The sequence below is a fragment of the Thalassovita mangrovi genome (genome assembly GCF_009857745.1).
GTDB lineage: Bacteria > Pseudomonadota > Alphaproteobacteria > Rhodobacterales > Rhodobacteraceae > Thalassobius > Thalassobius mangrovi.
Genome location: NZ_WWEN01000005.1, coordinates 208,772 through 220,415 on the forward strand (window position 1 = coordinate 208,772; position 11,644 = coordinate 220,415).

Here is an 11,644-nt window from a genome sequence, read left to right on the forward strand (position 1 = left end):
ATGCTGATCCCGCATCCTCTTCTCGGCCTGCGCGACGCGCAGGAATTCACCTATCTCGGCGACGCCAACATGATGGCCCGCCCCGACCCGACCGGCCCCGATGCCGAGGCCGCCTTCTGCGACTATGTCTTCCTGCGCGACAACCCGGCAGGGGTGCATCGCGAATTGTGGTTCCACGAACAGGGCGACCGGTCCTGGCTGGTGGTGACCCGCAACACGGTGACCCACGAAATCCTGTCCGCCGAACTTGCCACCGATGTCGCGAGGAAAGACGCATGAGCCGTATCCAGGGCGGTCTGATCGACCGCAGCCGCAAACTGTCCTTCACCTTCAATGGCAAACCCTATCAGGGCTGCGCGGGCGATACGCTGGCATCCGCCCTGCTGGCGAACGGGGTGCAACTGATCGGGCGCAGTTTTAAATATCACCGCCCGCGCGGCGTGTTTTCGGCCGGGTCCGAGGAACCGAACGCGCTGGTCGAACTGAGCGGCGGGGCCCGGCAAGAACCCAACACCCGCGCCACCGGGATCGAGCTTTACGACGGTCTGCAGGCGAACAGCCAGAACCATATCGGCAGCCTGTCGCATGACCTTTTGGCGCTGAACGACCTGTTTTCGCCCTTCTTCGCCGCCGGGTTCTACTACAAGACCTTCATGTGGCCGCGCGCCTTCTGGGAAAAGCTCTATGAACCGGCGATCCGGCGTGCCGCCGGTCTGGGCGCGCTGTCGATGCTGCCCGATCCCGACAGCTATGATCGCGGTTACCTGCATCCCGACCTGCTGGTGATCGGTGGCGGCGCGGCGGGTCTGATGGCGGCGCTGACGGCGGGGCGCGCCGGGGCGCAGGTCGTGCTGGCGGATGAGGATTTCATGCTTGGCGGGCGACTGCTTGCCGAAGACACGGCCATTGCCGACCTGCCCGGGGCCGCCTGGGCGAAAGAGGTGACGACCGAGCTGCAAAGCCTGCCCAATGTGCGGCTGATGACCCGGACGACGGTTTTCGGCGCCTATGATCACGGCATCTACGGCGCCGTCGAACGGGTTTCCGATCACATCGCCGATCCGGGCGCGTCAGTGCGCCAAACCCTATGGCGGATCACCGCGAAACGCACGATCCTCGCCACCGGGGCGACCGAGCGGCATATCCCGTTCGAAAACAACGACCGGCCCGGCATCATGCTGTCCGGGGCGATGCGGGCCTATGCCAACCGCTGGGCGGTGACGCCGCAGGCGAAAGCAGGCGATCCGATCGCGATCTTCACCAACAACGATGACGGCCACCGTACCGCCTTGGCGCTGGCGGCGAAGGGCGTGGCCCTGCACGGGGTGATCGACACGCGGGCGGGCGCCAAGAGCCTTGGCGACTATGAAACCTTCGCGGGCGCGACCATCACCGGCAGCAAGGGCCGCAAGGGGCTGAAATCCATTCGCATCGCGCAAGCCGGACGGTCGGAATGGATCGACTGCGGCGCGCTTGGCGTCGCGGGGGGCTGGAATCCCAATGTGCATCTCGCCTCGCATCACCGGGGCCGCCCTGTGTGGGATGCCGACAAGCTGACCTTTGTGCCTGATGCCGACAGCCTGCCGGGCCTGCATATCGCAGGCGCCGCCGCCGGTCAGGGTACCACGGCCGAAGCGCTGGCCGACGGCGCCCGCGCCGCGATGGCGGCGCTGAGCGAAATCGGCCTCTCCGCCGCCCCCGCCGACATCCCCCGCGCGGGCGAGGAACCGACCGGGATCGAAGCCTTCTGGCACGTGCCCGGCAAGGGCCGCGCTTGGGTCGATTTCCAGAACGACGTGACGGTCAAGGACATCAAGCTGGCGCATCAGGAAAACATGCGCCCGGTTGAACATCTGAAACGCTGGACCACGCTTGGCATGGCAACGGACCAGGGCAAGACGGCCAATGTCACGGCCTTGGCCGTGATGGCCGAACTGACCGGCAAGACGATCCCCGAAACCGGCACCACGATTTTCCGCCCCCCCTATACGCCCGTTTCGCTGGGCGTGCTGGGCGGCGGCGACAGTGGCGCCAATTTCCGCCCGCACCGGCTGACGCCGACCCATGCCTGGGCCGAAAGCCAGGGCGCCGTCTTCGTCGAGGTCGGCCAGTGGATGCGGGCGCAATGGTTCCCGCAGCCCGACGAAATCCATTGGCGCGAAAGCGTCGACCGCGAAGCGAAGGCGGTGCGCGACGCGGTGGGCGTCTGCGACGTGACCACGCTGGGCAAGATCGACGTGCAGGGGCCGGATGCGGCGGAATTCCTCAACCGCATCTACGCCAACATGATGGGCACGGTGAAACCCGGCAAGGTGCGTTACGGGCTTATGCTGCGCGAGGATGGGCATGCCTATGACGACGGCACCTGCGCCTGCCTGGCCGAGGGGCATTATGTCGTCACCACCACGACGGCGAATGCCGGGCTGGTGTATCAGCGGATGGAATTCGCCCGCCAATGCCTGTGGCCGGATCTGGACGTGACGCTGATTTCCACCACCGACGCCTGGGCGCAGCTGGCCGTCGCCGGTCCGAAATCGCGCGAATTGCTATCGCGGATCGTGGATGATTTCGACATGTCCAACGACGCTTTCCCGTTCATGAGCTGTTCCGAACTGACCGTCTGCGGCGGGCTGCGGGCGCGGCTGTTCCGGATCTCCTTCTCGGGCGAACTGGCCTATGAAATCGCGGTTCCGGCGCGCTATGGCAACGCGCTGATGGAGCGGCTGATCGAGGTCGGCCAAGACCTGGGCGTCACCCCATACGGCACCGAAGCGCTTGGCGTGTTGCGGATCGAAAAGGGCCACGCGGCCGGGAACGAACTGAACGGTCAGACCACGGCAAACATGCTGGGGATGCAGCGGATGGTGTCGCTGAAGAAAGATTCCATCGGCGCGGTCATGTCGCGCCGCGAGGGGCTGATCGGGGACAAGCGCCGCCTTGTCGGGTTTGTGCCGGTGGACGCCACGCAACCGGTCGTCGCGGGGTCGCATCTGATCACGCAGGGCGATCCGGTGGACATGGAACACGATCAGGGCTGGATCACCTCGGCCTGCTATTCGCCCCATCTGGGAAGCGCCATCGGCCTTGGCTATCTCGAAAACGGCGATCAGCGGTTTGACGAGGAAGTCATCGCCGCCAACCCGCTCGAAGGCGTTTCCGTACGCCTGCGTGTGGTTTCCCCGCATTTCATCGACCCCGAAGGAGAACGTCTCCGTGACTGAGCTGAAACCGATCACCGCCCTCGGGGCCGTCGCGCCGCGCGTGCTGGAAACCGTGCGCTATTCCCTTCGCGAAAACGACGGCGTGGCCTTTGCCTCGCTCGTGCTGCCCGCGGACCGGCCCGCACCCGCCGTGTTCGGCATCGACCTGCCGGAGCCTGGGAAATATGCCCAAGGGGATGCCGGAAAATCGGCATTCTGGACCGCGCGTCATCAATGGATGATCGAAGGCGCGAGCCTTGCCGAAACCGATTTCGCCGCCGCCCTGAAGGCCGAACTGCCCGAGGGCCGGGTCAGCGAACAGACCGACGGCTGGATCACCTTCGACATCTTCGGGACGAAGCCCGAGGCGATCACCGCCCTGTTGGAACGGATCGTCAACCTTCCCGCCGCCACGCTCGATCCGGGCTGTGCGACGCGCACGAGCTTCGAACATATGAGCGCCTATTTTGTTCGCCGCTCCGACACGCATCTGTCGGTCATCGGAATGCGCACGCTGGCGGGCAGCCTTTGGCACGCGCTGGAAACGGTGATCCGCCGTTTGGATGTGGACGGATAACCGCCCGCCGCCTGACGGCCTGCCCCCCGCAAACTAATCGACCCCATAAAGAGCAGGGCCAGCGCGCGCGGCGCCTGGCCGCAAGAGGACCAACATGGAAAAATACTGCCTGACCGTTACCTGTGACACGGCGCGCGGGATCGTTGCGGCGATTTCGACCTTCCTGGCCGACAACGGCTGCAACATCACCGACTCAACCCAGTTCGACGACACCGCCACCGGGAAATTCTTCATGCGGGTGAGCTTCGTGGCCGAACAGGCAACGACGTTCGCCGACCTGACCAAGGGGTTCGAAACCGCCGCCACGCCGTTCGACATGACCTATGCCTTCCATGACGAAAGCGAAAAGATGAAGGTCGTGATCATGGTGTCGCGCTTCGGCCATTGCCTGAACGACCTGCTGTATCGCTGGCGGATCGGGGCGCTGCCGATCGACATCGTGGCGGTGATTTCCAACCACATGGATTACCAGAAGGTGGTGGTGAACCACGATATCCCGTTCCATTGCATCAAGGTCACCAAGGAAAACAAACCGCAGGCCGAGGCGCAGATCATGCAAGTGGTCGAAGATGCGGGCGCCGACCTGATCGTGCTGGCGCGCTACATGCAAATCCTGTCCGACGAGATGTGCCAGAAAATGTCGGGCCGGATCATCAATATCCACCATTCCTTCCTGCCGTCCTTCAAGGGCGCCAACCCCTACAAGCAAGCGTTCGAACGCGGGGTGAAGCTGATCGGGGCAACGTCGCATTACGTCACCGCCGATCTGGACGAGGGGCCGATCATCGAACAGGACATCGTGCGCGTCACCCATGCCCAAAGCCCGGCCGATTACGTGTCCTTGGGCCGCGACGTGGAAAGCCAGGTGCTGGCCCGCGCGATCCACGCCCACGCGCATCACCGGGTGTTCCTGAACGGCAACAAGACGGTGGTGTTCCCCGCCTCGCCGGGATCCTATTCGTCCGAACGGATGGGCTGATCACAGCGCCGGAACGGGGGCCTGCGCGGCGCTCAATGCGTGCCGCGCAGGATCAATTCGGCATCCAGCAGGATCGTTTCATCCGGTTTGTCCGGGGTTTCGATCCTGCGCGTCAGCAGGTCGAGCATGGCCGCCACCAGATCGTCGATCGGGTTGCGCAGGGTTGTCAGGTCGAAAATGGGCCAGCCCGCCATCGGAATGTCGTCGAACCCAATCACCGACAGATCGCGCGGCGCTTCCAGCCCCTTTTCCTTCAAGGCGCTGAGCGCGCCGATGGCCATGGCGTCATTGGCGCAGATCAGGGCATCCAGCCTTGGCCCGTCCAACAGCCGCATCGCCGCCTCGTATCCGCCGCTGACGGTGTAATCGCCCCGGTCTTCGGCCCGCAGCGCGATCCCGGCCTTTTCCAGTTCATCACGCATCCCCTGCCGCCGCGCGCCGGAGGAACAGAACCTTTCCGGCCCGCCGATGAACCCGAATTCCCGCCGCCCCTTGCCGATCAGCAGCGCCGTGCCCCTGGCCATGCCGTCGCGGTTGCGGACGCAGACATTGTCGACGCCCGGCGCCTCGACCACCCGGCCCATGGAAATCACCGGCACGTTCAGCTTGCCGCAGGCATCTACGATATCGCCGTCCAGACTGCCCGAACGCAGCACCATCGCCGCCAGCGGGTAGCATAAAACGTTCGATACCGCGTCCCGCGCAGCCTGGCCGCTGCCGCCGATCACGATGGGCCATTTGCCGATCCCGTTGAGCCCGGCAACCAGGGCGGCGACAGCTTCCTTGTCCAATTCGTTGGGCAGATCGCCGACGAAGATCGCCACCAGGTTCGACTGCCCCCCCTGCAACCCGGCAGCCAATGCGTTGGGGCGATAGCCCAGTTCCGCCGCCGCACGCAGGATGGCTTCGCGCTTGGCCGGGTCCAGGTAGCTGCCTTCGGTGAAGGCCCGCGACACGGCGGAACGCGACACCCCGGCCTGCCGGGCCACGTCCGCCGCCGTGATGCGCTTGCGTTTGTGTTCACTCATGGGGCCAAAGCCGCTTTCATTAGGCGCAAAGGCTTCGTCAAAACGACGTCGATCCTTCATCTGCCGTTTACATAGCACCTCTACATGAACACGTGTGCAGATTCAACGCAAGACGCCGCCGCGGCCCTTTTTCGCCAAGGCGTCAGGCGTCGAATCGGCTTTGGGGACCAAGCGTTTCCGTCCTTTAAACCGGCCCGCAATTCCCGTGCGGCCAGACCAGAATGCCCTTTGGGCCCATTTGTGACCGGAGTATCAACATGACACGCCTCACGCTTGCAACGGCCGCAGCCGCTTCGCTGCTGTCGAGCGCCGCTTTCGCCGAAACCGAAATCACCTGGTGGCACGCCATGGGCGGCGCCCTCGGCGAAACCGTCAACCAGATCGCGACCGACTTCAACGCGTCGCAGGACGAATACAAGATCACCCCGGTTTTCAAAGGGACCTACGAAGAGACCCTGACCGCCGGCATCGCCGCCTTCCGCGCCGGTGAACAGCCGAACATCATGCAGGTCTTCGACGCCGGCGCCGCCACCGTGATCGGCGCCAAGGGCGCCACCGTTCCGGTTCAGGACCTGCTGGAAGACAACGGCATCGCCTTCAACATCGAAGATTACATCTCGGGCGTGCGTTATTTCTACGCCGACAGCGATGGCAAGATGATCGGCATGCCGTTCAACTCCTCCTCGCCGGTCATGTATTACAACGTGGACGCGCTGGAAAAAGCAGGCGTGACCCCGCCGAAAACCTGGGAAGAATTCCAGTCGGTCACCGCTCCGGCGCTGAAGGAAGCAGGCTACACCGCGCTGTCGCAGTCGCACCTGCCCTGGATCTTCACCGAAAACTTCATGTCGCGCCACAACCTGCCCTTTGCCACCAACAACAACGGCTATGACGGCACCGACACCAAGATCCTGGTGAACAACGACGCCATCAAGGCCCATTTCACCGCCGTGACCGAATGGCAGAAAGACGGCTATTTCGAATGGTTCGGCACCGGCTGGGGCGACAACCAGACCCCGTTCGAAGAAGGCAAGGTCGCCATCTGGCTGGGCTCGTCGGGTTCCTTCGGCGGTCTGAGCAAGAAAGACCTGCCGTTCAAATTCTCGGCCACCTACCTGCCCTACTGGGAAGCGGTGACCAAGGAACCGAAGCAGACCTTCATCGGTGGTGCGGCCCTGTTCGCCATGGCCGGCAAGTCGGCCGAGGAAAACAAAGCCACCGCGGCCTTCTTCAAATTCCTGACCTCGCCGGAAACCCAGTATTACTGGCACAAGGAAACCGGTTACGTTCCGATCACCGAAGCCGCCTATGAGCTGGCCAAGAAAGACGGCCACTACGACCGCATGCCCGCCGCCGAAATCGGCATCAAGCAGCTGTCGCTGCCGGCCGGTGAGAACACCAAGGGCTATCGCATGGGCTTCTACGTCCAGATCCGTGACGTGATGAACCGCGAATACGGCCGCATCTTGACCGGCGAAACCTCGGTCGAGGACGCGTTCAAGAAAATCGAAGAAGAATCCAACCAGCTGCTGGCCCGCTTCGGCAAAACCCAGAGCTAATCTTCCCAAAATATGAAACCGGGACGGCCACGATGATTTGTGGCCGTCTCTCCTTTACGACCAAAGGTTTTTTGCATGAAACGCGCGGGCTTCACGACCACCTGGCTGCCGATCCTTCTGCTGCTGCCGCAATTGTCCATCATCGCCATCTTCTTCTACTGGCCAGCCGCCCACGCGCTGCATTCCTCCTTCTATCTGCAGGACCCGTTCGGCTTCGGGTCCACCTTCGTCGGGCTGGACAACTATTCCGACCTGCTGGGCAATACCGAATACCGCCGCATCGCCTGGTTCACGGTGATCTTCACCGTGCTGGTGACCTTCCTGTCGCTGTCGCTGGCGCTCTTGCTGGCGGTCAAGGCCGACAAGGTGATCCGCGGCGCGCGCAGTTACCGCACGCTCTTGATGTGGGTCTATGCCGTGGCTCCGCCGGTGGCGGGCTTCATCGGTCTGATCATGTTCAATCAAAGCTGGGGGCCGCTGACCCGGCTGATCGAAAGCTTCGGCCATGAATTCCTGCTCGGCGTGAATTACAACGACACCGCTTTCGCCATGGTGCTGGTGTCGGTGTGGAAACAGGTGCCGGTCAATTTCATCTTCTTCCTGTCCGGGTTGCAATCGATCCCGAAATCGGTGCGCGAGGCGGCGCTGATCGACAATCCCTCGGCCTCGGGCCGGTTCTGGGACGTGATTTTCCCGCTGCTGGCGCCCACCGGGTTCTTCCTGCTGATCATCAACATCACCTACGCGCTGTTCGACACGTTCGGTGTGGTCGACACGCTGGTGAAAGGCGAACCGGGCAACAACCCGATGACGCTTGTCTACAAGGTCTATGTCGACGGGTTCCGCGGCAACGACCTTGGCGGGTCCTCGGCGCAATCCGTGGTGCTGATGGTCCTTGTTCTCGCCCTTACCGTCTTCCAGTTCCGCCTGGTCGAACGCCGCATCCATTACACCTGAGGTCCGCCATGAGTGATACCACCCCCGCCGCCCTCGCCCCTGCCGCCACTGCAGGCACGCGCAAGCGCCGCCGCATCAGGGCCAGCGACATCTTCGATCACGCCGTTCTAATCGCCGGATCGGCGCTGATGCTGATCCCGCTGCTGATGGTGTTCCAGATGGCGACCGTGCCGGATGTCGAGGTGATCAAGACCGGCCCGACCTTCACCATCGGCGACCAGCTCGACGACAATTTCAACAAGGCGATGTTCCAGGCATCGGGCTTTTCGGGCGAAAACACCGGCAGCCGGATGCTGCTCAATTCCTTCATCCTCGGCATCGGTTTCGCGGTGGGCAAGATCGTGATCGGCATGATGGCCGCCTATGCCATCGTCTATTTCCGCCTGCGCTTCGCCACGCTGGCCTTCTGGGTCATCTTCACCACGCTGCTGCTGCCGCTGGAGGTGCGGATCCTGCCCTCCTACGAGGTGGTGCAGAAGCTGGGGATGCTGAACACCTACCAGGGGCTGATCATCCCGCTGATCGCCTCGGCCACCGCGACCTTCTTCTTCCGGCAATATTTCCGCTCGATCCCCGAGGAACTGGTCGAAGCGGCGCGCATCGACGGGGCCGGGCCGGTAAAATTCTTCATCGACATCCTGGTGCCGCTGTCGCGCACCATGATCGCGGCGATGTTCATCATCATGTTTGTCTACGGCTGGAACCAGTACCTCTGGCCCACCATGATCACCACCGAAGAGGACATGTTCACCCTTGTCCGCGGCATCAAGCAGATCACCCAGGTGATGGAAGGCAACCGCATCCCCGAATACGGGCGCGCCAACCTTCTGGCGATCATCGCCATCATCCCGCCCGTCTTCGTCGTCATTTTCTTCCAGAGCTGGTTCGTGAAGGGCCTGATGGAATCCGATAAGTAAGGACGCAAACAATGGCCCAGGTTTCCCTGAACAATATCCGCAAGGTTTATCCCAACGGGGTCGAGGCGGTCACCCCGTCGAGCTTCCATATCCAGGACGGCGAATTCGTCGTGCTGGTCGGCCCCTCGGGCTGCGGCAAGTCCACGTTGCTGCGCATGATCGCGGGTCTGGAAGACATCACCGACGGCACGCTGAAGATCGGCGAGCGCGAAGTGAACGACACCGACCCGGCCCATCGCGACATCGCGATGGTGTTCCAGAACTACGCGCTCTACCCGCATATGACCGTGCGCAAGAACATCGCCTACGGGTTGAAGAACCGCAAAACCCCGGCGGACGAAATCGCCCGCAAGGTGGCCGAGGCCTCGGCGCTTTTGAACCTCGACGAATACCTCGACCGCAAGCCCTCGCAACTGTCCGGCGGCCAGCGCCAGCGCGTCGCCATGGGACGCGCCATCGTCCGCGATCCGGCGCTGTTTTTGTTCGACGAACCGCTGTCCAACCTCGACGCCAAGCTGCGCAACCAGATGCGGATCGAAATCAAGGCGCTGCAACGGCGGCTGGGGGTCACCTCGATCTACGTGACCCACGACCAGGTCGAAGCGATGACCATGGCCGACCGGATCATCGTGATGAACGCGGGCAAGATCGAACAGATCGGCACCCCCGAAGAGGTCTATCACCGCCCCGCCTCCACCTTCGTGGCGTCCTTCATGGGGGCGCCGCCGATGAACCTGCTCAGCGCGCAGGCCCGCGACGGGTCGGTGCATTACGGCGACACCGTCGTCACCGGCTGCAACGGCACCGAGGGCCAGGTGACGCTCGGCATCCGCCCCGAAGACATCCTGCCCGACGACAACGGCCCGCTGGCGATCCATGTCGACATCATCGAGGAACTGGGCGCGCACCGGCTGCTGCACGGGTCGATCGGCGACGACCGGCTGACCATGCATGTGGGCAAGGACACCCCGGTCAGCACCGGGCCGGTGTCGGTGTCGGTCAAACCCGGCGCCGCGTCGCTGTTCCACCACCAGACCGGGCAGCGCCTGTGATGCGGATCCTGCCTTCGCTGCCGCCGGTGACCGAGGCGCAGCGCACGGATATTTTCACCGCGCCCCGCACCGCAGAGGCGCATCGCGGCCTGCTTGCCGCGCTGCCGGCGATGAACGCCGTGCAGACCGGCGGCACGCCCTCGCAGGACCACCTGCCCGGGGCGCTGACCGTGGTGGCGTGGAATGTCGAACGCTGCCTGTTCCCAGAAGACTCCGCGCAGCTGCTGGCCCCGGACGGTCCGCAGGTCGTCCTGCTGTCCGAGGTCGATCACGGCATGGCCCGCACCGGCCAGCGCCACACGACCGAGGAAATGGCCGCCGAACTGGGCATGGCCTATGCCTTCGGCGTCGAGTTTCACGAACTCGATCTCGGCAGCCCGACCGAACGCGGTTTCTGCAGCGACGATTTCAACGCCACCGGCTGGCACGGCAATGCCATCCTCAGCAAGGCGCCGTTCGAAAAGCTGTCGATGATCCGGCTTGACGATCACGGCCACTGGTTCAGCGCCGACAGCGGTGCCGCCGATCCCGACCAGCCGCGCGTCGGCGGGAGGATGGCGCTGCTGGCGGTGGTGCCCACCACCGACGGCCCGCTTTGCGTCGTCAGCACCCATCTGGAAAGCAACGCGGACGGGCGGCACCGGGAAATTCAGTTCGCCCGACTGCTCGACGCGATCGACGCCTTCGCGCCCGGGATGCCGGTGCTGATCGGCGGCGATCTGAACACCGGCAACCATATGCCGCCCGATTTCGACTGGCGCGGCGAGGCGCTTTTCCCCCTCGCGGAAACCCGTGGTTATGACTGGTCCTTCACCCCCGACGGGATGACCACGCGGCCCAGCCTGATCACCCCGCATCCGACCCGCAAGATGAAGCTCGACTGGCTCTGCGCCCGGGGAATGACCCTGACCGACAAACGGATCGTACCCGCCCTGAACGGGCGCGGCGTTCCGCTGTCCGATCACGAAGCCATCCTCTGCGAAACCGCCGCCGCGCCAAGGCCCTAGAGCGGATCATCCTACCGGCGCGGCCTCTCTCCGGCCGCGCGCCGCCCGAAAAAAGCCGTCCTTCGGTCATGCCCGCGACACAGGGGGGAATAATTCCTCCAAATGCAGATAAAGCTTTGTTGACCGAAAAAACCTTTGGTTGATACGCTTCGCCCAAAAAGAACCGGAGGAGAGCAGGAATGCCGGTAGCATCAGCGGCACAGGGAACCCCATTGCGTAGCGCTTTGGTTTTAGGGGCAGTTTCAAGAGGCGTCAGGCTTTAGCCGGGACGTTCAGCACAGGCACAGACGATCAGCATATCTTGGGTAAGATAACGGACATTTCGTTCGTAATTGGTATGTGAGCTGGTCGCCTGAATTCAGATCACC

At 63.5% G+C, this 11,644-nt stretch carries 10 protein-coding genes; 9 read left to right on the forward strand and 1 reads right to left on the reverse strand.

The genetic code is table 11. The features are described 5' to 3' along the window. The 4 genes from GR167_RS13250 (at nt 1) to purU (ending at nt 4,756) form a co-directional block, all read left to right on the forward strand. Nucleotides 1–279, forward strand: a complete 279-nt coding sequence (locus GR167_RS13250) for a sarcosine oxidase subunit delta (RefSeq protein WP_160974136.1) — start codon at nt 1–3, stop codon at nt 277–279. Next, on the forward strand, nt 276–3,221 hold the full coding sequence (locus tag GR167_RS13255) for a sarcosine oxidase subunit alpha family protein (protein WP_160974138.1): 2,946 nt from the start codon (nt 276–278) through the stop codon (nt 3,219–3,221). The genes GR167_RS13250 and GR167_RS13255 overlap by 4 nt, the downstream gene beginning before the upstream one ends. Next, on the forward strand, nt 3,214–3,777 hold the full coding sequence (locus tag GR167_RS13260) for a sarcosine oxidase subunit gamma (RefSeq protein WP_160974140.1): 564 nt from the start codon (nt 3,214–3,216) through the stop codon (nt 3,775–3,777). Before GR167_RS13255 ends, GR167_RS13260 begins: the two co-directional genes overlap by 8 nt. 94 nt (nt 3,778–3,871) lie before the next feature. Beyond that, complete coding sequence (gene purU / locus GR167_RS13265) at nt 3,872–4,756, forward strand: formyltetrahydrofolate deformylase (protein WP_160974142.1); 885 nt, start codon at nt 3,872–3,874, stop codon at nt 4,754–4,756. 32 nt (nt 4,757–4,788) lie between these two features. Here the strand turns inward: purU and GR167_RS13270 are convergent, their stop codons facing one another. Beyond that, nucleotides 4,789–5,784 carry a LacI family DNA-binding transcriptional regulator gene (locus tag GR167_RS13270; RefSeq protein ID WP_160974144.1) on the reverse strand — a complete coding sequence of 332 codons (996 nt, stop codon included), beginning with the start codon at nt 5,782–5,784 and terminating at the stop codon, nt 4,789–4,791. 257 nt (nt 5,785–6,041) lie between these two features. On the opposite strand from GR167_RS13270, the gene GR167_RS13275 reads away from it, so the two are divergent. The 5 genes from GR167_RS13275 to GR167_RS13295 all read left to right on the forward strand — a co-directional run bounded on the left by GR167_RS13275 (nt 6,042) and on the right by GR167_RS13295 (nt 11,276). Further along, nucleotides 6,042–7,343, forward strand: a complete 1,302-nt coding sequence (locus GR167_RS13275; protein WP_160974146.1) for an extracellular solute-binding protein — start codon at nt 6,042–6,044, stop codon at nt 7,341–7,343. A 75-nt stretch (nt 7,344–7,418) separates the two neighbouring features. Then, complete coding sequence (locus GR167_RS13280) at nt 7,419–8,300, forward strand: ABC transporter permease subunit (protein ID WP_160974148.1); 882 nt, start codon at nt 7,419–7,421, stop codon at nt 8,298–8,300. An 8-nt stretch (nt 8,301–8,308) separates the two neighbouring features. Beyond that, complete coding sequence (gene ugpE, locus GR167_RS13285) at nt 8,309–9,217, forward strand: sn-glycerol-3-phosphate ABC transporter permease UgpE (protein ID WP_160974150.1); 909 nt, start codon at nt 8,309–8,311, stop codon at nt 9,215–9,217. An 11-nt stretch (nt 9,218–9,228) separates the two neighbouring features. Beyond that, nucleotides 9,229–10,269, forward strand: coding sequence for an ABC transporter ATP-binding protein (locus GR167_RS13290; protein WP_160974152.1), 1,041 nt, complete (start codon nt 9,229–9,231; stop codon nt 10,267–10,269). Further along, entirely contained in the window at nt 10,266–11,276 is a 1,011-nt protein-coding gene (locus tag GR167_RS13295; RefSeq protein ID WP_160974154.1) for an endonuclease/exonuclease/phosphatase family protein, read from the forward strand. Before GR167_RS13290 ends, GR167_RS13295 begins: the two co-directional genes overlap by 4 nt. The last annotated feature ends 368 nt before the right edge of the window (nt 11,277–11,644 follow it).

What these genes read in the sequence shown, in the direction of transcription:
- GR167_RS13250 (WP_160974136.1), top strand. Translation starts at nt 1, where the DNA reads ATGCTGATCCCGCATCCTCTTCTCGGCCTGCGCGACGCGCAGGAATTC.
- GR167_RS13255 (WP_160974138.1), top strand. Translation starts at nt 276, where the DNA reads ATGAGCCGTATCCAGGGCGGTCTGATCGACCGCAGCCGCAAACTGTCC.
- purU (WP_160974142.1), top strand. Translation starts at nt 3,872, where the DNA reads ATGGAAAAATACTGCCTGACCGTTACCTGTGACACGGCGCGCGGGATC.
- GR167_RS13270 (WP_160974144.1), bottom strand. Translation starts at nt 5,784, where the DNA reads ATGAGTGAACACAAACGCAAGCGCATCACGGCGGCGGACGTGGCCCGG.
- GR167_RS13275 (WP_160974146.1), top strand. Translation starts at nt 6,042, where the DNA reads ATGACACGCCTCACGCTTGCAACGGCCGCAGCCGCTTCGCTGCTGTCG.
- GR167_RS13280 (WP_160974148.1), top strand. Translation starts at nt 7,419, where the DNA reads ATGAAACGCGCGGGCTTCACGACCACCTGGCTGCCGATCCTTCTGCTG.
- ugpE (WP_160974150.1), top strand. Translation starts at nt 8,309, where the DNA reads ATGAGTGATACCACCCCCGCCGCCCTCGCCCCTGCCGCCACTGCAGGC.
- GR167_RS13290 (WP_160974152.1), top strand. Translation starts at nt 9,229, where the DNA reads ATGGCCCAGGTTTCCCTGAACAATATCCGCAAGGTTTATCCCAACGGG.